Annotated in this window: 17 protein-coding genes; 12 read left to right on the top strand and 5 right to left on the bottom strand. The window is 63.8% G+C overall.

Going from position 1 to position 20,747, the window contains the following annotated elements; genetic code table 11:
• Positions 1-8: 8 nt before the first annotated feature.
• Positions 9-191, bottom strand: coding sequence for a hypothetical protein (locus P3T17_RS15185; protein WP_074265062.1), 183 nt, complete (start codon positions 189-191; stop codon positions 9-11).
• A gap of 161 nt (positions 192-352) precedes the next feature.
• Positions 353-1,249: an NAD-dependent epimerase/dehydratase family protein gene (locus P3T17_RS15180; protein ID WP_429407594.1), complete on the bottom strand. Its 897-nt coding sequence runs from the start codon at positions 1,247-1,249 to the stop codon at positions 353-355.
• Between the two features lie 139 nt (positions 1,250-1,388).
• Between P3T17_RS15180 and P3T17_RS15175 the strand changes: the two genes are divergently transcribed.
• The 9 genes from P3T17_RS15175 (at position 1,389) to P3T17_RS15135 (ending at position 12,113) form a co-directional block, all read left to right on the top strand.
• Positions 1,389-2,276 (top strand): LysR substrate-binding domain-containing protein, encoded by an 888-nt coding sequence (locus P3T17_RS15175; RefSeq protein WP_429407593.1) that lies wholly within the window; start codon positions 1,389-1,391, stop codon positions 2,274-2,276.
• 313 nt (positions 2,277-2,589) lie between these two features.
• Positions 2,590-4,113: a histidine ammonia-lyase gene (gene hutH / locus P3T17_RS15170; RefSeq protein ID WP_174567514.1), complete on the top strand. Its 1,524-nt coding sequence runs from the start codon at positions 2,590-2,592 to the stop codon at positions 4,111-4,113.
• 30 nt (positions 4,114-4,143) lie between these two features.
• A complete protein-coding gene (hutC, locus tag P3T17_RS15165) occupies positions 4,144-4,839 on the top strand; it encodes a histidine utilization repressor (RefSeq protein ID WP_074265060.1) in 696 nt (231 codons plus the stop codon).
• Positions 4,840-4,917: 78 nt separating this feature from the next.
• Entirely contained in the window at positions 4,918-6,606 is a 1,689-nt protein-coding gene (hutU, locus tag P3T17_RS15160; RefSeq protein ID WP_429407591.1) for a urocanate hydratase, read from the top strand.
• Positions 6,606-7,232, top strand: coding sequence for a HutD/Ves family protein (locus tag P3T17_RS15155; protein ID WP_429407901.1), 627 nt, complete (start codon positions 6,606-6,608; stop codon positions 7,230-7,232). Before hutU ends, P3T17_RS15155 begins: the two co-directional genes overlap by 1 nt.
• Before the next feature lie 58 nt (positions 7,233-7,290).
• On the top strand, positions 7,291-8,517 hold the full coding sequence (gene hutI / locus P3T17_RS15150; protein ID WP_429407589.1) for an imidazolonepropionase: 1,227 nt from the start codon (positions 7,291-7,293) through the stop codon (positions 8,515-8,517).
• A 22-nt stretch (positions 8,518-8,539) separates the two neighbouring features.
• Positions 8,540-9,946: a formimidoylglutamate deiminase gene (locus P3T17_RS15145; protein ID WP_429407588.1), complete on the top strand. Its 1,407-nt coding sequence runs from the start codon at positions 8,540-8,542 to the stop codon at positions 9,944-9,946.
• An 80-nt stretch (positions 9,947-10,026) separates the two neighbouring features.
• Positions 10,027-10,839: an N-formylglutamate deformylase gene (hutG, locus tag P3T17_RS15140; protein WP_429407586.1), complete on the top strand. Its 813-nt coding sequence runs from the start codon at positions 10,027-10,029 to the stop codon at positions 10,837-10,839.
• A 608-nt stretch (positions 10,840-11,447) separates the two neighbouring features.
• The gene (locus P3T17_RS15135; protein ID WP_074265055.1) at positions 11,448-12,113 is read left to right on the top strand and encodes a hypothetical protein; all 666 of its coding nucleotides are present in this window, start codon (positions 11,448-11,450) and stop codon (positions 12,111-12,113) included.
• Positions 12,114-12,148: 35 nt separating this feature from the next.
• Here P3T17_RS15135 and P3T17_RS15130 read toward each other — a convergent pair whose 3' ends face one another.
• Both P3T17_RS15130 and P3T17_RS15125 read right to left on the bottom strand, forming a co-directional pair.
• Entirely contained in the window at positions 12,149-13,177 is a 1,029-nt protein-coding gene (locus tag P3T17_RS15130) for a D-alanine--D-alanine ligase family protein (protein WP_429407585.1), read from the bottom strand.
• Positions 13,178-13,303: 126 nt separating this feature from the next.
• Positions 13,304-14,158: a LysR substrate-binding domain-containing protein gene (locus P3T17_RS15125; protein WP_429407583.1), complete on the bottom strand. Its 855-nt coding sequence runs from the start codon at positions 14,156-14,158 to the stop codon at positions 13,304-13,306.
• Between the two features lie 56 nt (positions 14,159-14,214).
• On the opposite strand from P3T17_RS15125, the gene P3T17_RS15120 reads away from it, so the two are divergent.
• From P3T17_RS15120 to P3T17_RS15110, 3 genes are all read left to right on the top strand, one after another.
• Complete coding sequence (locus P3T17_RS15120) at positions 14,215-15,531, top strand: aminotransferase class I/II-fold pyridoxal phosphate-dependent enzyme (protein ID WP_429407581.1); 1,317 nt, start codon at positions 14,215-14,217, stop codon at positions 15,529-15,531.
• Positions 15,532-15,591: 60 nt separating this feature from the next.
• The gene (locus P3T17_RS15115) at positions 15,592-16,974 is read left to right on the top strand and encodes a DHA2 family efflux MFS transporter permease subunit (protein ID WP_429407580.1); all 1,383 of its coding nucleotides are present in this window, start codon (positions 15,592-15,594) and stop codon (positions 16,972-16,974) included.
• A 117-nt stretch (positions 16,975-17,091) separates the two neighbouring features.
• Positions 17,092-19,089, top strand: a complete 1,998-nt coding sequence (locus P3T17_RS15110; protein ID WP_429407578.1) for a DUF3857 domain-containing transglutaminase family protein — start codon at positions 17,092-17,094, stop codon at positions 19,087-19,089.
• Between the two features lie 57 nt (positions 19,090-19,146).
• On the opposite strand, the gene P3T17_RS15105 is transcribed toward P3T17_RS15110, so the two are convergent.
• Entirely contained in the window at positions 19,147-20,301 is a 1,155-nt protein-coding gene (locus P3T17_RS15105) for a branched-chain amino acid ABC transporter substrate-binding protein (protein ID WP_429407576.1), read from the bottom strand.
• Between the last annotated feature and the right edge of the window lie 446 nt (positions 20,302-20,747).

The raw sequence follows: 20,747 nt of genomic DNA, 5'->3' as shown, positions 1-20,747 counted from the left end.
GCCGCTCGCTATAAGGACATTTCGAAAGCAGGCCTGAGGAACAGTTCGATGGCCATGACGACCAGTCCCATCGCCGCCGCCGCCAGGGTCAGCGTGCCGTATTCGTCGTAGCGCGCGTCATAGAGGCAAGCCACGATGAAGAGAATCGCGAGAAGGTTGGTCAGCCAATCGAAATTTAGCGCGATGCTCATCGAAGAATCCGGGCTCCGGGGCCACTCGCTTTGTCGAATCGGCCCATCAATTGGGCGGCATTCTAACGAGTTGATCTTACGGATTCGCAACAGCTTCGCTTACAGAGATTACTTGCTCTCCAGGGCGCCCTTCGGTGGACGCCCTGGAGTAACCTTTGACGCTACATCATCTCCCGCTCAATCCACTCGATCACCGACGTGCGCTGCGGCTGCCAACCCAGCAGTTTGCGAGCGCGTTCGCCACGTACCCGGCTGTTCGAACCAAGCCCGTAGTTCGCCATTTCATAACCCCATTCCTGTTCGGCGTCCTTGAGCGGCCAGTCTTGCGCAGGACCTAGTTTCATCGCGCGGGCGATGGCAGCGGTCATGTCGCGAAACGACGCCTCGCCGCTTTCGACGAAGTAGAAAGTGCCGGCTGGGGTCTTCTCCAGCGCGAGGCGATATAACTCGACCACGTCGTCGATATGCACGTTGGACCAGGTGTTGCCGCCACTTCCCACGTGCCGGACCACACCGCTTTTCTGCGCCTGGCGCACGAGGCGCGGCAACTGCACGCTGGCGCTGCCGGCAACGGCGCCATGACCGTAGATCAGCGTGTTGCATAGCACTGCTGAGCGGATATTTTTCTGCGCTGCTTCGAGCACCAGACGGTCGATTGCGACACGCGCCGCTTTATCCGCAGTCGGTTCGGGCAGCGCGTCTTCGCTATAAATCCTGGCCGCGCCGGCTTCGCCGCCCGACGCATCACCGACGATGCTCGAGCCGCTCGTATGCAGAAACGGCTTGCCGGAGCCGGCGAGCCCTTCGATCAGCGCTTCGACTGCCGCGCGGTGATCGCTGCTGGCGGCGTTGATGACGGCGTCTGCAGCCTGCGCTTGCGCGACGAGCAACGCGCGGTCGTCGAGTGTGCCGATCACCGGTTCGATGCCGAGGCGCTCGAGTTCGGCGGCGTGTTCAGGATTGCGGATCAGGCCGCGCACGCGATGTCCGGCGCGCACGAGTCCCGCAGCGATCGAGCCGCCGATAAAACCGCTGGCACCGGTAACGAAAATCTTCAAGATGTTCTCCTTGCTTGCTGGAACAACTGCATTGATTGGCATCGGCCGATCATCGGCGATGGCATACCGTGAGTATCCGCCGTCTTGATTCTGGCAAAAAGCGTGTTAGTCTCAAATCAATCTTGATTTGAAATCAACAATGAAGACATCCACCGACGAACTACTGGTATTCGTAACCGTGATCGACAGCGGCTCGATTACTGCTGCCGCCGAAAAGCTGCAGCAGACCGTCTCCGGCGTGAGCCGCGCGTTGACGCGGCTGGAGAAAAAGCTGGACACAGCGCTGATTCGCCGGACGACGCGGCGCTTGCAGCTCACGGAAGAGGGCGTGCTGTACCTCGACCGGGCGCGGGCGATTCTGGATGCGATGGAGGAGGCCGAGCAATCGGTGGCGCGCCGGCGCGAGCGGCCAAGCGGACGTTTGCGGGTCGACGCGGCGTCGCCGTTCATGCTCCATTGCATCGCCCCGCACATGAAAGCGTTTTCGGCGCTGTATCCGGAGATCCGGCTCGAGTTGACCAGCAACGAGCGGATCGTCGATCTGCTCGAGCAGAAAGTGGACATCGCAATTCGAATTGGCGCATTGCAGGATTCGACGCTGCATGCGCGTTCGCTCGGCAGCAGCAAGCTGCGCATCGTGGCGAGCCCAGGCTATCTGAGCGAGTGCGGCGAACCGGATTCTGTCGAGGCGTTACGCACGCATCGCCTGATCGGTTTTACCGCGCCGGAGCATCTGAACCGCTGGCCGTTGCGGGACGGCGCGCGTGCATGGTTGAAGATCGCGCCGGTCATGACGGCGTCGAGCGGCGAGACGATCCGGCAGCTCTCGTTGGCGGATAGCGGCATCGCCTGCCTTGCGGATTTCATGACGCTCGCCGATGTGCGCAGCGGGCGGCTGGTGCCGATTCTCGCCGACGCGCTTGTCGACGAACGGCAGCCGGTTAGCGCGGTGTTTTATCAGAGCGCGGCGCTCGCGGGGAGGGTGCAGGCGTTTCTGGATTTTATCGGGACGCGCTTGCAGCTTTAGGCGCGTCCCGACGTCATTCAGTTTGCCTTCCTGCCTTGCGGCGCCCCGCTGTCCGCGAGACCACATCTCATTTTGTCCACTTGCCACTCAACCGGTCCAACGTGTATATACAAGTCATTGCGAAGTGACAGCGCTGGCCCGCGCCCGCATCTGATGCAGGAACCCGCACCGCGCTTGTGAATGCCTGCGAAAACCATGCCAGTCATGATTCGGGATTTAATGGAAATCCCTGACATCAGATCATTAAAAACAAGTTGTATATACAAGCCGTCGACGCTAGACTTCTCTCAAATTGTATAGACAGGACTCTTCCATGATGATTCTCAAGCCCGGTCACCTGACTCTCCAGCAACTGCGCCAGATCGCCCGCGAACAGGTCACGCTGCAGCTCGATCCCGCCAGCTTCGCTGCGATCGACGCCTGCGCCCAGGCCGTGGCCGATATCGCCGCGAAGGGTGAGCCCGCTTACGGCATCAACACCGGTTTTGGCCGCCTCGCCAGCACCCATATCCCGCACGACCAGCTCGAACTGTTGCAACGCAATCTGGTGCTCTCGCACGCGGTTGGCGTGGGCGAGCCGATGTCGCGTCCGGTCGTGCGACTGTTGATGGCGCTCAAGCTGTCGAGCCTCGGCCGCGGTCATTCCGGCATCCGCCGCGAAGTGATGGACGCGCTGATCACGCTGTTCAATGCCGACGTGCTGCCGGTGATTCCCGTCAAGGGTTCGGTTGGCGCCTCGGGCGATCTCGCGCCGCTCGCGCATATGTCGGCGGCGCTGCTGGGCGTGGGCGACGTGCTCGCCAAGGGCGAGCGCATGGCCGCAACCGAAGGCTTGCGCCTCGCCGGCCTCAAGCCGCTCACGCTGCAGGCGAAGGAAGGTCTGGCGCTGTTGAACGGCACCCAGGCATCGACCGCGCTCGCGCTCTACAACATGTTCGCGATCGAAGACCTGTACCGCACCGCGCTGGTGGCGGGCGCGTTGTCGGTGGACGCGGCGGCCGGTTCGGTGGCGCCGTTCGACCATCGCATTCATGAGCTGCGCGGCCACCAGGGGCAGATCGACGCCGCGGCGGCTTACCGTTCGCTCCTCGAAGGCTCGGGCATCAATCTGTCGCACCGCGATTGCGGCAAGGTACAGGATCCGTACAGTTTGCGCTGCCAGCCGCAGGTAATGGGCGCGTGTCTGGACCAGATGCGCCACGCTGCAGACGTGCTGCTGATCGAAGCGAACGCTGTCTCCGACAATCCGCTGATTTTCCCGGACACAGGCGAAGTGCTTTCGGGCGGCAATTTCCACGCGGAGCCGGTCGCTTTTGCGGCCGACAATCTGGCGTTGGCCGCAGCCGAAATCGGTGCGCTTGCCGAACGTCGCATCGCACTGCTGATCGATTCGACACTCTCGGGTCTGCCGCCGTTCCTCGTCCGCGATGGCGGTGTGAACTCTGGCTTCATGATCGCCCACGTCACGGCCGCCGCGCTCGCTTCGGAGAACAAGACGCTCGCGCATCCGGCTTCGGTCGATTCGCTGCCTACCTCGGCGAACCAGGAAGACCATGTGTCGATGGCGACCTTCGCGGCGCGCAAGCTCGGCGATATCGCCGAGAACACCGCCAATATTCTTTCGATCGAACTGCTGGCCGCCGCGCAAGGTGTCGATCTGCGCGCACCGCATAAAACCAGCCCGAAATTGCAGCACGTGATGAACACGGTACGCCATGAAGTCGCGCACTACGAACTCGATCACTACTTCGCGCCGGACATCGAGGCGGTCACGCATCTCGTGCAGAACGGCACGATCGCTGCACACAGCCCGCTGACGTTTCCGTCCGAGCAGTAAGCACGTGACACCACTAACGGCAAACCCGGCATGAACGCACCGGCCTATCAGGGAATCAAGGACTTCATCCTCTCCCGCATTTATGCGGGCGAATGGGGTGAGGGCGACCAGGTTCCCTCGGAAAACGAGCTTGCCCGCGAGTTCAACGTGGCGCGCATGACGGTCAACCGTGCGCTGCGCGAACTTACCTCCGAGCAGGTGCTGACGCGCGTGCAGGGCTCCGGCACGTTCGTTGCGCGGCCGAAATACGAATCGACCCTGGTGGCGATCCGCAGTATCTCCGACGAGATCGTGGCGCGCGGTCATCGCTATCAGGCGAAGGTGTTGCACATCGGCGCGGCGATTGCCGACGAAGCGCTTGCCGACGAGATGCAGGTGAGCGCCGGCAGTCCGGTGTTTCATTCGCGCGTGCTGCATTTCGAAAACGACGAGCCGGTGCAACTCGAAGAACGCTGGGTCAACCCGGCGGTCGCCCCCGATTATGCGTTGCAGGACTTCACCAGCACCACGCCGAACCAGTATCTGGTGCGCGTCGCGCCGCTGCAGCGCGTCGAATACCGTATCGAGGCGGCTTTGGCCGATGCCGATACGCGTCGATTGCTGACGATGGATGAACTCGAGCCCTGCCTCGTGCTGCATCGACGCACGTGGTCGCAGAGTCTGGTCGCATCGGTGGCGAATCTGTGGCATCCCGGCAGTCGTTACCGCTTCACTGGACACTTTTGATCTTGCTTCCTGAGCTGCGCTTTTAACCTGCGCATTTGACGTGATTTTTTGAGTACTTTTCCGCCTCCGAGGGCCACCATGAACAACCCCAAGCACATCGATCCGCGTCTCGACCCGACCCGTACGATTCGCGCCCCGCGTGGCGCCGAAAAGACCTGCAAGAGCTGGCTCACGGAAGCCGCCTATCGCATGATCCAGAACAACCTGGACGCGGAAGTCGCCGAGCATCCACATGCGCTCGTGGTATACGGCGGCATCGGCCGCGCTGCGCGCAACTGGGATTGCTTCGACCAGATTCTCGCCACGCTGAAAGATCTCAACGACGACGAGACGCTGCTGATCCAGTCGGGTAAGCCGGTTGGCGTGTTCAGGACGCATGCCGATGCGCCGCGCGTGCTGCTGGCGAATTCGAACCTCGTACCGCACTGGGCGACGTGGGAACACTTCCACGAACTCGACCGCAAGGGCCTGATGATGTACGGCCAGATGACGGCGGGGAGCTGGATTTACATCGGCAGTCAGGGGATTGTTCAGGGCACCTACGAGACTTTCTTCTCGGTGGCGAACCAGCATTTCAACGGTGACCCGAAGGGCCGCTGGATTCTGACGGGCGGTCTCGGCGGCATGGGCGGCGCGCAGCCGCTCGCTGCCACCATGGCGGGCTTCTCGATGATCGCTGTCGAGTGCGATGAGACGCGTATCGACTTCCGTCTGAAGACCCGTTACGTCGATCGCAAAGCGAAGACGCTCGACGAAGCGCTCGCGATTGTCGAAGAGGCGAAGAAGACGGGCAAGCCCGTGTCGGTCGGTCTGCTCGGCAATGCGGCCGACGTGTTTGCCGAATGCGTCGAGCGCGGCATCACGCCGGACTGCGTGACAGATCAAACGAGTGCCCACGATCCGATTCACGGCTACCTGCCGCAAGGCTGGAGCGTCGAAGACTGGCGCGAACGCCAGAAGACGGCGCCGGACAGCATCACCAGGCCCGCCAAGCAGTCGATGGCCAAGCAGGTGCAGGCCATGCTGACGCTGCAGGAACGTGGCGCCGCGACGCTCGACTACGGCAACAACATCCGCCAGATGGCGCTGGAAATGGGCGTCGAAAACGCGTTCGATTTCCCGGGCTTCGTGCCGGCGTATATCCGTCCGCTGTTCTGCGAAGGCAAGGGCCCGTTCCGTTGGGTTGCGCTGTCGGGCGATCCTGAGGATATCTACAAGACCGATGCGAAGGTCAAGGAGCTGATCCCCGACGACGCACACCTGCACAACTGGCTCGACATGGCGCGCGAACGGATTGCGTTCCAGGGTCTGCCGGCGCGGATCTGCTGGGTGGGTGTGAAGGATCGGTATCGCCTCGGCCAGGCGTTCAACGAGATGGTCAGGAATGGCGAATTGAAGGCGCCGGTCGTGATTGGGCGCGATCACCTCGATACGGGTTCGGTGGCGAGCCCGAACCGCGAAACCGAATCGATGAAGGACGGCTCGGACGCCGTCAGCGACTGGCCGTTGCTCAACGCGCTGCTCAACACAGCGGGCGGCGCGACGTGGGTATCGCTGCATCACGGCGGCGGGGTGGGCATGGGCTTTAGCCAGCACTCCGGCGTGGTGATTGTCGCGGACGGTACGGATGCCGCCCGCGAGCGTCTCGGCCGCGTGCTGTTCAACGATCCGGCCACGGGCGTGATGCGTCACGCGGACGCCGGCTATGAACTCGCGCAAGAAACGGCCCGTGAGGTGGGGCTTAATCTGCCGATGCTGGGCCGTTGATCGTGACGCCGGATAGCGGCACGACATTGATCCGCGGTGCCGATCTCGTGGCGACGCCGTGGAAGAACGGCGGCGGCGTCACGCGCGAGGTAGCGGCTTTTCCTCAAAGCGCGAAGCTCGATGGTTTCGTGTGGCGTGTGAGCATTGCAGACGTCGCGCAGCCGGGGCCGTTCTCGCGCTTTGACGGGATCGACCGGACGCTGGTGTTGCTGTCGGGCGCGGGTATGCTGCTTGATGAAGCGAACGGTCCGACACATGCTCTCAAGCAACCGCTAGAGATGGCGCGCTTCGCAGGTGAGACCGCGATCGACGCGCGGCTGGTCGACGGCGCGACGCGCGATTTCAACCTGATGGTGCGGCGGGGTGCGGCAACGGGCGAGGTCGAGGTATGGCAAGCCCAGGTCGAGGGCGCCGCGGGTGCTATGGGTGCTGCGTCAATACGTCATTTGTCGGCCGATGCCGTACTGCTGTTTTGCGCGGCCGGTTCGATTGACGTGACACTCGGCGATGCCACTCCAGTGACCCTCGCAATAGACGACACGCTGCATATCCAGTCGCCTGATGGCCTGGCGTGCAAGGTGAGCGGCGAAGGCGCACTGCTCGCCATCCGCTTGCATTACGCGTGAGCTGAAAACCGATCGGCCCTCGCATCCACAGACCGCAACAAGCTGCAACGAGCACGCGATGAAGCAAACCGTCTGGCATCACCTGAAGCTTTGCCCGCAGGGCGATCCGCGCAACACGCTCGACGATGCCGCGATCGCCGTGCGCGACGGCCACATCGTCTGGCTCGGTGCGGCCAGCGAACTACCGCCCGACTATGCCGCATGGCCGCGCGAAGACCTCGGTGGTGCATGGGTCACACCTGGCCTCGTCGATTGTCATACTCATCTCGTGTACGGCGGCCAGCGCGCCGACGAGTTTGCCCAGCGCCTCGCCGGTGTCAGCTACGAAGAAATTGCGCGCCAGGGCGGCGGCATTGTCTCGACGGTACGCGCGACCCGCGCCGCCGACGAAGAGAGCTTGTTGCGCCAGTCGGCCGCTCGCCTCGAACCGCTGCTTGCCGAAGGCGTGACTGCCATCGAAATCAAATCCGGTTATGGGCTCGACCTCGTCAGCGAGCGCAAGATGCTGCGCGTCGCGCGCCGTCTCGGCGAACAGTATCCGGTGTCGGTTTATACGACGTTTCTCGGTGCGCACGCGTTGCCGCCTGAGTTTGCCGGTCGTGCCGACGACTACATCAGCGAAGTCTGCGAGCGCATGCTGCCCACGCTGGCCGGCGAAGGTCTCGTGGATGCAGTCGATGTTTTCTGCGAGCGCATCGGATTTTCGCTCGCACAAAGCGAGCGCGTCTTCGCCGCGGCCGAGCGCTACAAGCTGCCGGTGAAGATGCACGCCGAGCAGTTGTCCAACAGCGGCGGTACGGCGCTTGCCGCGCGTCATCATGCGTTGTCCGCGGATCATCTCGAGTTTCTCGACGAAGCCGGCGTGGCCGCCATGAAGGAGAGCGGCACGGTCGCCGTGCTGCTGCCCGGCGCGTACTACTTCATCCGCGAGACGCAGTTGCCGCCGCTCGATCTGCTGCGCCGCTACGAAGTGCCCATCGCCATTTCCACCGACAGCAACCCCGGCACGTCGCCCACCACCTCGCTCCTGTTGATGATGAACATGGCGACCACGCTGTTTCGCATGACCGTCCCCGAGGTGCTGCAAGGCGTCACGCAACATGCGGCGCGCGCACTGGGTCAGGTGGGTCGTCATGGTTCGCTGGCAGTGGGCCGCGCGGCGGATTTCGCGGTCTGGCAGGTCGAGACGCTGGCCGAACTGGCTTACTGGATCGGTCGTCCGCTCTGCGCGCGCGTGGTACGCGCGGGCGAGACGGTCTATACGCGGCGCGACTCCGCCAGTTGATTGAATCCATCAAGGTCTGAAGATGACTGAACCCACTCGAACGTCGCCCCACGCATTGTTTGCAGAGCACGCGTATCTGCCCGATGGCTGGCGCCGCAACGTGCTGCTGACGTGGGATGCCACTGGCACGCTGACGCACGTGAGCCCGGATACGTCCGCGCCGCCGGTGGGCGTGAGCCGCGCAGCGGGCCCCATCCTGCCCGGCATGCCGAACCTGCATTCGCACGCGTTCCAGCGCGCGATGGCGGGTCTGACCGAATATCGTGCGAACGCCACGGACAACTTCTGGAGCTGGCGCGACCTGATGTACCGCTTTGCCGCGAAGATCACGCCGCAAGGACTCGCCGCTGTCGCGCAGTGGCTCTACATCGAGATGCTGAAGGCGGGCTATACGTCGGTGTGCGAGTTCCACTACGTGCATCACACGCCGGACGGCAGCCGTTACGTCAATACGGCCGAACTGGCCGAACGCGTCGTGGATGCGGCCCAGACGAGCGGCATCGGCATGACGATGCTGCCGGTGCTCTACCAGTACGGCGGCTTCGGCGCGCGCGCGCCACGGGCCGATCAGCAGCGCTTCATCAATACGCCTGAAAGCCTGCTCGATCTGCTCGGCAAACTGCGTGACGCACGCCCCGAAAGCTCGGCCCTGCGCTACGGTGTGGCGCCGCATTCGTTGCGAGCGGTTTCGGAACAATCGCTGCGCACGCTGCTCAACGGGCTCGATACGGACCTGCCGGGTGCACCAGTGCACATTCATATTGCCGAACAGACCGCGGAAGTCGATGCCTGTCTCGAGACCGAAGGCGCCCGCCCGGTGCAGTGGCTGCTCGAGCGTTTCCATGTCGATTCGCGCTGGTGTCTCGTGCATGCGACCCACGTCGATGCCAACGAAACGCTCGCGCTTGCCAGGAGCGGCGCGGTGGCGGGGCTGTGCCTGACGACCGAAGCCAACCTCGGCGACGGTATTTTTCCGGCGCACACCTATCTCGACGCGCAGGGACGCTTTGGTATCGGATCGGATAGCCATATCGGCGTCGACTGGCGTGCCGAACTGCGGCTGCTGGAATACGGTCAGCGCCTCTCGCGCCGTCAGCGCAACGTGCTCGCCTCGACTGACGCGCCGTTTGTCGCCGACCGCCTGTTCGCCGCTGCGCTCGACGGCGGTGCGCACGCCACCGGTCGTGCCGTGGGCGCGTTGAGGGTAGGGCAGCGGGCCGACTGGCTGCTGCTCGACGCGGATCATCCGGGCATCGCCGAACACACGCCGCAAGCATGGCTCTCGGGCGTGGTTTTCTGCGAGCATGGCGAGACGCCGATTCGCGATGTCTATACCGGCGGCGAAAAGGTTGTCGAGAATCGCAGACATCGCGATGAAGAACGTGCGTACGCGCAATATCGGGTCGCGCTCGCCGAGCTGCTCAAGTGATGCCGGTTTGAAACAACGTCAACGGGCGACTCGGGTAAGCTGTCAGATGACGCCCCGATCCCCACTGATTCTGGACTGACATGACTGCTTCGAACACTCCACCGGTTTTTTCGCTGCACGAGGGAAGTGCGCCCCTGCTGATTTCGATTCCCCACGTGGGCACGAACATTCCCGCCGACATTGCCGCGACGATGACACCCATCGCCCAGCGCACCGAAGATTGCGACTGGCATCTCGACCGCCTGTACGCGTTTGCGCGCGAGCTCGGCGCCTCGTTTCTGATGCCGAGCAACGCGCGCTACGTGATCGACCTGAACCGTCCGCCCGACGGCGCGAATCTCTATCCGGGTCAGGACACGACAGGCCTTCTGCCCGTCGACACGTTCGACAAGGAGCCCCTGTATCTCGACGGACATTTGCCCGACGATGCCGAGGTCGCACGCCGCCGCGAACTCTACTGGAAGCCTTACCACGAGGCGCTGTCAGCGCATCTGGCGGCGTTGAAGGCAAAACACGGCAAGGTACTGCTATGGGAGGCGCACTCGATCCGCTCGCACGTACCGCGTTTCTTCCCGGGGCGGCTGACGGACTTCAACTTCGGCACCTCAAACGGCGCGAGCGCCGTGGCGGGACTGGCTGAAGCGCTGGTGGACGTGGTCGAACGCCACGGCGGCTACTCGGCAGTTGCGAATGGCCGCTTCAAGGGTGGCTATATCACACGCCAGTACGGTCAGCCGTCCGAGGGCATTCATGCGGTGCAGCTCGAACTCACGCAGATTACGTACATGGAAGAGCAGATGCCGTACGCGTATGACGAAACGCTCGCCGCGCAGGTCGAACCGCTTCTGAAGACGCTGGTGCAAACGGCGCTCGAGCGCGTCGCCGCCGCGTAAGAACGGCGCGTCGATCGGTACAAACTGCTTTTCCGGTCGTACGTGCCAGACGCCGAAACGCTTGAAACACCGCTGAATGCAACGGTCCCCGCCTGTCTGTCACGACGGGCGGGGACCGTTTTGCCTTGTAGCGGGGCTAGCCGCCGGCATCAATGGCAGTGTCTCTCCCAGTGTCCATGGACGTGGACCTTATGACACACGCGATGGTGGTCGTCGGCGTGCGCGGGCGCAATGGCGCCGAGAGTAACGAGTGCTGTGCTCAAGGCAAGTATGATCTTCTTCATCGAATTACCCTTCTCAGGTGGGGGAACGGAAACCTGATATCAGCACAATACGTGCCGCATAAGTCTGACCAATCCCGCGCGAGATGCTATCCCGTCTGCGGAACGCACCCGCTCAGGGCATGTCAACAGAAAGGACGTATGCGCGAGGGCGTATCCGCGCCCCCTGTTCCGGTCGCCAGATACGCCACGCCGCACCCTCACGGGACATACCGGTTGCGTGCCGCACGGCGAAGCGACTACCCTTTGACAAAAACGGCGCGCGCGGGCTGAAGCCCGCCGGCGCGTCGTACACTAATCGGGCGAGAAAAGATGGAAGACCCAGCAATGGAAGATTCCGACGAGTTCCTGCTTTCGATCTGGCGAGCAAATCTGGTGGTGCTGACCCAGGAGGTCGGCGCGGCAACCCGCCTCGCGCGGATGATGACGTTCTCTGCAAGCTATCTGAAACTGATGTTGTCCGGCCAACGCGAATTCAGCGAGGAGTTCGTGCGCGGTGTCGAGGCGGTGACGGGCTTGCCCGCCGGCTGGATGAACACGCCGCATGAGGCGGGCGAGATTCCCGCGAACGCCCGCGAGGCGATCGACAACGAGATGCCGCTGGCGCGCTTTCGCGGCACGGCGCATCCGGTGCGCAAGAAAACGGTGCTGCGTCCGCCCGAGCCGATCTTCGGTCAACCGGCGCCCGCGCGGCGCGCGGAGGAGGAGATGTTCGACGCCGAGGCGCACCGGCGTCACGTGCTGTTTCGCAAGGTGCGCGATCTGGCGGTGCAGGACGTGCGCCGCTTCGAGCGGCATCTGGCGAGTCCGCCTGTCGAACTGGCCGCGTTGCGCGCCAAGGTGGAGGACGTGATTGCCGCCACCGAACTGGAGGACACCGACCACGCCGATCTGACCGGCCGGCTCGAGCAGATCGAAAAACATCGCAATCTGCTGATGCGGCATGTGGAGAAACTTCAGGCGCTGCTTGTCAGGCTAGGTGAAAGCGAGTGAGGCGGGCGCGTAGCTGACGGGCTCGCCTGAAGCGCTCACTTGCGCGTGCGATGCCGTTCAATCGCCAGCCGGCAGATTCTGTCGCAGAGTTCGCCGAACGCGATGCCGCGTGCCTGCGCCGATTGGGGCAGCAGGCTGGTCGCCGTCATGCCGGGCAGCGTGTTGACTTCGAGGCACCACAGCACGCCGTGGCTATCGAGCCGGAAGTCGGAGCGGCTGTAGCCGTCCAGCTTCAACGTACGATGCGCGAGCAGCGCCAGAGCGCGAGCGTTTTCGGCGATATCTTCCGGCAAGTCGGCCGGAAAGATTTCGCGCACGGCGCCGGGCTGGTATTTGGCCTTGTAATCGAACACCGCATCTGGGTCGATGACGATTTCTCCGACCGTCAACGCTTCGTTGCCGAGTATCCCGACCGTGATTTCGCGGCCGGCGACGAACTGCTCCAGCATGACTTCGCTGTCGTACGCAGCGGCCAGCGCGATGGCCGGCTCGAGTTGTTCCGCGGAGCGCACGACCGACAGACCGACGGTCGATCCCTGGCTGTTCGGTTTCACGACGAGCGGGTAACCCAGTTCCGCGCCGGCGGTGGCGGCGTCGACCGGCGCCATCAGCCAGCGAGGGGTGGGAATGCCCGCGCTCACGAAGAGCCGCTTGGCCATATCCTTGTCCATCGCGAGCGCGCTGCCCAGATGTCCGCTGCCGGTGTACGGCAACTCCGCGAGATCGAGCATGGCCTGCATGGTGCCGTCCTCGCCGCTGCCGCCGTGCAAGGCGACGAACACCACGTCGACGCCGGCGAGCGTCGCTGCCTGCAGCGCGCTCGTTTGCCCGGCGCGCATCAGCGCCAGTTCCTCGGAGGCGGGCGGTGCTTCGTTGACGCGTGAGTTGAGAAAACGCACTTCGTCTTCGCCGGTCAGCAGGCCGCGTGACGTGTCGATGGCCAGTACTTCATGTCCCGATTCGCGCAACGCGCGCACGATCTGTGCGCCGCTGGCGATCGACACTTCTCGTTCCTCGCTGGTGCCGCCGAACAGCACGGCAATCTTGAGCGGGTTGGTTTGCATAGCGACGGGCCTTCAGTTCGTGGGTGTTTTGCGGGGTGCGCGAGAGGGGATTCTGTTGCGCCACAATCGGTAAGGTAAGCGCACGGCGCAACATTTTACAGAGGTCCGGGCCGCCGATGCACCTGCTTACAGCCTGAGTTCAGTCAGAATCTGTTCAGCGAGGAAGTCACACGGAGGACGGTTGGAGCGGGCGCTGCGTGCCAGCACGATTTCCAGTTCTGGCAGAGCAGGCAGGCCGTGTGGGCGCCCGAGTTGCACGAAGTGGCTGGGCACCGCGCAGCGCGCAAGCGGCGCGATTGCGAGTCCCGCTTCGACCATGCTGAAGAGGCCCATCAGACTCGGGCTCTCATACGAGGTGCGATAGGCGATCTTTGCACGCTCGAGCGCGTGGATCGCGTTCGCTCGCGCGACACTGCCCGCGCCGAACAGCGCAACCGGCAATGGCCGCTCTTTCCAGATCTCGCGTCCGCTGGTCGACGCGCCTGCCCACGTCATCGGTTCGAAGCGGATGAACTCGCCGTTCAGATTCTTCAGGCGCGTCACGCAGGCGAGGTCGACCTTGTTGTCCTTGACGAGTGGCGCGAGCGCATGGCTCGGCAGGCCGATCACCTGAATCTCGACCTTCGGATAGCTCGCCGAAAACTTGCGCAGCACCGCAGGCAGCAACGATGCCGCGTAGTCGTCCGGCACGCCGATCGCGACACGGCCCTTTACCTCCGGATGCACCATCGACGCCCACGCTTCGTCACGCAGGGCCAGCATGCGGCGGGCGTAGGCGAGCAGCACCTGACCGTCGGCAGTCGGCGTGACGCTGCGCGCTCCACGTACGAACAACGGCTTGCCGAGCGCGTTCTCCAGCGTGCGAATCTGCATGCTGAGCGCGGACTGCGAGCGATGCACGAGCGCGGCGCCGCGCACGAAGCTGCCGGCATCGGCGATGGCGACCACCATCGCGAGCACGTCGAGATCCAGGGCTTTCATAGGGATCAGAAAAGCTGATCGAAAGATTCAATATAACGCGTTTGTCTGAACACAGGGTGACCGGCATACTGCGGCTGTTCAAGGGCGACGGGCGAGGTTCGCTTGCTCCTGCGACCTTTCTGAAGCTATGCAACACTGCACTGAAACCGGAGACCACCACGATGCCGATGACCTACGACGACTTCAAGCAACTGGGCATGCGCCTCGACATGTCGCGCGGCAAGCCCGCGCCCGAGCAGCTCGAGCTCTCGCGTGCCTTGCTGGAGGAGGCGGGCACGACGGGCTTTCTGTCGCGCGACGGCATCGACTGCCGTAACTACGGACACCTGCTCGGCCTGCCGGAAGCCCGCGAGTTGGGCGCGGCGTTGCTCGAGGTGCCGGCGGCGCAGGTGGTGGCGGGCGGCAATTCGAGCCTCGAGTTGATGCACGATGTGCTGGCGTTTGCGATGCTGTTCGGTGTGCCGGGCGGCGAGCCCTGGCGCAGGCAAGGCGATATTGCCGTGCTATGTCCGGTGCCCGGTTATGACCGGCACTTTGCGATCTGCGAGGCGCTCGGCATCCGCATGATCAACGTGCCGATGAACGACGACGGCCCGGATATGGATTTCGTCGAAGCCCAGGTGGCGAGCGATGCATCCATCAAGGCCATCTGGTGCGTGCCGCTCTATAGCAACCCGAGCGGCGCGATCTACTCGGACAATGTGGTGCGGCGACTCGCTGCCATGCCGGCTGCCGCGCCGGATTTCCGCTTGTTGTGGGACGACGCTTACCGCTTCCATCATCTGACTGATCGGAAGCACACCACCCTTAATGTGCTCGACGCCTGTGCGGCAGCCGGACACGAGGATCGCGCGCTGATATTCGCGTCGCTTTCGAAAGTGACGTTCGGCGGAGGGGCGATGGCGTTTTTGGCCGCATCGAAGCGCAATGTGGACTGGTGGCAGCAGCGCGTATCGGTACGAACGATCGGCCCGGACAAGCTTAACCAGTTGCGCCACGTGCGTTTCCTGCGCGACCGCGCTGGTCTCGAGCGGCTGATGGAGCGTCACCGCGCGCTGGTGGAGCCGAAATTCGCGGCGATCGCGGCGGCGTTCGACGAGCATCTCGGCGGCCTGGAGAATGTGACGTGGAATGCGCCGGCGGGCGGCTACTTCATCAGCCTCTACACGCCGCCTGGGTTCGCGAAGCGCACCGTGGCGCTTGCCGCGGAGGCCGGCCTCGTGTTGACGCCGGCGGGCGCCGCTTATCCGTATGGACGGGATCCGGACGACCGGCATCTGCGGATCGCGCCCACCTTCCCGTCACTCGATGAAGTACGGCTGGCGGCGGCGGGGATTGCGCTGTCGCTGCGGCGGGCGCTGGAAGAGCGCTGACGGCGGGCGTTCGGCCCGCGCTTTTTGCGGCCGTCACGCTTTTGTTGTAAAAGGGAGCGCATGACTGATCGCTCCCGACTGATTCCCCTTATCGTCGCCTGTCCGCTGTTCCTGCAAAACCTCGACACGTCGATCATGGCGACGGCGTTGCCGTCGATCGCCCGCTCGCTGCAGGTTCAGACGCTGCATCTGAACCTCGCGATCACCTCCTATCTGCTAAGCCTTGCGGTGTTTCTGCCGGCGAGCGGCTGGCTCGCGGACCGCTTCGGCGCGCGCCGCGTGTTCTGCTCCGCCATCGCGCTGTTCTCGCTCGGCTCGGCCTTATGCGGGCTGGCGCAATCGATGCCGCAACTGGTTCTGTTCCGCGTCCTGCAGGGCATGGGCGGGGCGATGATGGTGCCGGTCGGGCGGCTGATCCTGTTACGCAGCATCCCTCCCGCGCGGATGGTCGCGGCCATGGTGTGGTTCACCGTGCCCGGCGCCATCGGGCGGCTCGCAGGACCGCTGCTCGGCGGTCTGGTGGTCACGATTACCTCATGGCGCTGGATCTTTCTGCTCAACATCCCGTTCGGCGTGCTGGGCGTGCTGATGGCGATGAGCTTCATCGACGATACCCACGAACCGGTTTTTCAGCGCTTCGATCTCGCCGGTTTCATTCTGCTTTCGAGCGGGCTGGTCGGCCTGGTCGGCGGTCTCGATACGGCTGGGCGTGGACTGGTGCCGCAGGAAGTCACCTTTGCGCTCGCAGGACTCGGTGCGCTGTCGATCCTCGCGTACTGGGCCTATAGCCGCCGCCACGATGACGCAATCATCGATCCCAACTTGCTGCGTTACAAGGCGTACCGGACCGCGGTGGTCGGTGGTATGCCGTTGCGTGTCGCGATCGGCGCCTCGCCGTTTCTGATGCCGTTGATGTTGCAGCTCGGCTTCGGCTTGTCGCCGCTGCAGTCCGGCTCGCTTAGCGTGGCGACGGCGGTCGGTTCGCTCAGCGTGCGCGCGGTGATGCAGCAGGCTATCCGGCGGATCGGCTTTCGCACGCTGCTGATCGGCGCGACTTCGCTCACTGGATGCTTCTATGCATGCTATGGACTGTTCCGGCCGAGCACGCCGCATCTGCTGATCTTTGTCGTACTGCTGTTCGGCGGCTTGTTCAACTCGCTCGGCATGGTGACGCTCAACACGCTCGGCTACTCGGATATGCCCAAGCCGATGATGAGCCGGGCAACGGCTCTCTCGAGCATGGCGCAACAACTTTCGATCAGTATCGGGGTGGCGTTTGCGGCCTCGCTGCTGGCGTTGACGGCGCATCTGCACGGCGGCAGTGCCGCGCATCTGATGGCGCGCGACTTTTCGCCCGCGTTCGTGGTGATTGGCGTGTTGACGTTGAGTTCGTTGTTCTTCTTTACCAGGCTCTCCCACGACGAAGGGGCGGAGCTACGGTAGCGCCAGGTGAACCTCCGATGTGCTACAAACACACTACCGATCGGGACGAGGTGCCATCTTGGGGAAAATTGCCGTAACGCTGCAACTGTCGCTTGTATCAGTGAGGGCGTGTAAAGCATGAAGCGCCCTACACGGCGCGGGTGCGCCGCCATGGCATGCCTGCTGACAGGCACCGCACTCAGCGCGTCCGCAGCGTGGGCCGACGGTCCCGCGGCGAGCGACGACCTCGCGCCCTTCACGGTCGAGAGCGACGTCCATTACTTTGTGATCCAGAAAGACGGCTCGGTCGAAGAGCGCGACGACACGATCATGCGCGCCAATACAACGAGCGGCGTCGACGACATCGCGCAACGCTATGTCTGGTTCAACAAGGATATCGAGCAGGTGCAACTGCTCGCCGCCGAGACCATCGACCCGGACGGCACCATACGCAAGGTCGGACCGGATGGCATCCGCGACGTGCAGGAACCGCGCTCCGCCGGCGCGCCGACCTTCGAGGACGGTGTATTGCGTACCGTGATTTTTCCTGGCGTGGAGCCGGGCTCGCGCGTGCACCTGGCGTTTCGCAAGACACGCAGCAAGGCGCTGCAAGCGGGCACGTTCGCCTACCTCGTCGAACCGACGCGCGACCCGGTCGAGCAGCAGCGCCTCATCTTCGACCTGCCCGCCGACGTGCCGCTATACGCGGACACGCGCGGTTACGTGGAAGTGCCTCCGGTTACGCAGAACGGCCGCACGCGCTACGAGTTCGACTACCAACATGGGCCGTATGCCCCCATCGAATCCGGCGCGGTCGGTTACGAAACGTGGGGTGACCGGCTGATGGTATCGACGGTGCCCGACTACGCCACCTTCGCGGCACGCTACAGGGCGCCGGCCGTCGACGCCACCATGAGCGATCCGGCGATTGTCCAGCTCGCGCAATCGCTGACGGCGGCAAGCGCCGATCCACGTGAAAAGGCGCGCATCCTGTACGACTGGGTGCGCATGAACGTGCGCTACGTGGCGCTCTTTCTCGGCGAGACTGCCGCGGTGCCGCACAAGGCGATCGATATCCTGCGCAATCGCTATGGCGACTGCAAGGATCACGTCGCGCTGTACAGCGCCTTGCTGGCGGCGGTCGGCATTCGCAGCGAAGCCGTGCTGCTCAACCTCGGCCCGTACTACACGTTGCCGGATGTACCCGGCTATGGAGACAGCGCGATCAATCATGCGATCGTCTGGATTCCACAACTCGGCCTCTATGCCGATACCACCGCTGGCGGCATCGCCTTCGGCTATCTGCCGCTGGTCGTGATGGACCGGCCGGTCCTGCTGGTCGACGATGGCGTGATGTCGCGCACGCCACCCGTGCAGCCGCGGGGCCGTGCCGTGCGCTTGCAGATCGATGTGAACGAGAGTGGGGCGGCGTCGTACGCGTACCGCGTGGAAGACTCGGGCGCAACGGCCGAGCTCGAACGCAACATGTTCCGGCGTGCCACCCATCAGCGGGCGCAGCAGATTGCCGCGGGCCGGCTGTTGCAGACAAACCTGCACGGTACGGCAAAGCTCAGCACGAGCGACGTCGCGACAACCGAGGGACCATTCACGACCACCATGCAAGGCACGCTCGAGCACTTCACCTGGACCGACGGCACGACCGCGCTACCTGCGCTGTCGAGTCTTTCGGGCGGCATTGCCAGCCAGGTGCAGTCGTGGCTCGCCGAGCCGCAACGCACGCAGCCGTGGGTCTGTGTTGGGGGCGACTTCGACGAGACCGCGCAGATCACGTTGCCCGCAACGGTTCGCGTAACCGATCTGCCGGTGGATGCCAACGTGCAGGACAGTTACTTCGATTACACGTCGCACTACGTCTTCGATCCAGGCACGCGGGTGCTGCAGATCACCCGCCACCTGCATACGAAGTTCGTGCATCAGGTGTGCTCGGCCGATGCCTTCAACGAAGCGCAGGCCTCGCTCGTCAGGATCGAGCGCGATGCGTCGTCGCAAGTGGTTGTGCGTGCAACGCCGGCGGATTATCGTTTCGCGCAGGCCGGCCGTATCGATGGCGCAAACGCCAATCGGTACAGCCGCACGCCTGCGCCGAACAACGTGTCAAACACGCGTCCTTCGTAGCGTGCGGCGCCGGTGACGCGAGCGCCTGGCCGCTCAACCCCTCAACCGCTTCTCAGCTCAATTGCCGCCGCCCTTGGTGACGATCGGCACCCATGCGCCGTTCTTGACCTGATACAGCGTCGAGCCGGCGTTCTTCAGCGAGCCGTTGGCTTCGAAGGCAATCGGACCGGTGATGCCGTCGAAGCTGCTCGCCTTCAGCACTGGGCGATACACCGCCGGCGAGCTCGATTTGGCCTGCTGCATGGCCTTGATTGCCGCCCATGCCGCGTCGTAACCGAACGGCGCATACGACAGGATGTCCACGCCAAAGCGCTTCTTGAACTTGGCCGAGAAGTCCTTGCCGCCTGGCAACTGCGAGAGCGGCCGGCCATATTCCCACGCCATCGCGCCTTCGGCCGCGTCGCCTGCGAGCTTGATGAAATCCTCATCCATCACACCGCCGCCGCCGACCAGTTGCGCGGTAAGGCCGAGCTGCTTCATGCGTTTCGCGACGCCTGCCGCCTGCGTATCCAGACCGCCGAAGAAGATCAGGTCCGCATTGGTAGCCTTGATCGCAGTGAGCTGCGTGCTGAAGTCGACCGCCTGGTTGTTGGTGTATTCGTGCGCGACGATATTGCCGCCGTGCGCCTTCACGGCCTTCTCGAACTCGTCCGCCTCGCCCTGGCCGAACGCCGTGCGGTCGTCGAGGATCGCGATGCGCTTGGCCTTGGTCACCTCGACTGCGTAGACGCCCGCGTTGCCCGCGTTCTGCGCATCCGTGGAGATCACCATGAAGGCGTTGGCAAAGCCGCGGCCAGTGATGATCGGGTTGGTGGCCGCCGGGTCGATGACCGGAATGCCGGCCGTTTCATAGAGCTGCGAGGCGGGAATCGTCGTTCCGGAGTTGAAGTGGCCCACCACCACCGACACGCCTGCGTCCACCAGCTTCTGCGCCGCCTGCACGCCGACGCGCGGGTCGGCCTGATCGTCCTCGGAGACGAGCTGGAAGTCGGCGACCTGGTTGCCGATCTTGATCTTCTGGGCGTTGGCTTCCTCGATGGCGAGCCGCACGCCGTTTTCGAGGTCTTTGCCGTAGCCGGCATTCACGCCCGTCAGCGGGGCTGCGAAGCCGATCTTGACCGGCAGGTCGTCCGCGAAGCCGGACAGCGGCGCGACTGCGAGGAGCGCGCCCAGCATCACAACGAGGGGTTTCAGCGTTTTGCGAAGACTCATGGTCTCTCCTTCCATCGACAGGTTCACGGTATGAAAATCGGGCAAGGTGCAGCCGGCCAGAAACGGCCGGGTACGGCTGTCACGCTGAAGCAATGCGCCGCGCGCAGCAAACTTGCAGACGCGGGCGGTCAAACGGTGCGATGAAACTCGCGTGGTTCGATGCGTGCGGCGAGGTCTCCTTCAAGGGGTCCGAAGTATTTCAGGGTAGGGATGATCCTACGCCAGAAACAATGATGGAAAACACGGTGACACCGGCATTGCGGGCAAGCCCTGGTGAGCGTCCCGGAAGGCGGCGTGACTACGCGCGACCGGCCTCGAACGCCCGCGGCCGGACGTGCATCATGTCTCCATCAGCTTGGCGCGAATATAGAAAGCCAATTTGCAGTCGTCTTGGCAGTTCGCAGCGCCTGGAATGAGCATTTCAGCACAGGCCCCGGACGGGGCGG

Origin of the sequence: Paraburkholderia sp. GAS82, assembly GCF_050436285.1 — a bacterium.
GTDB classification, from domain to species: domain Bacteria; phylum Pseudomonadota; class Gammaproteobacteria; order Burkholderiales; family Burkholderiaceae; genus Paraburkholderia; species Paraburkholderia phenazinium_B.
The sequence above is the reverse complement of the archived record's forward strand: the minus strand, read 5'-3'. Positions and strand labels throughout refer to the sequence as shown.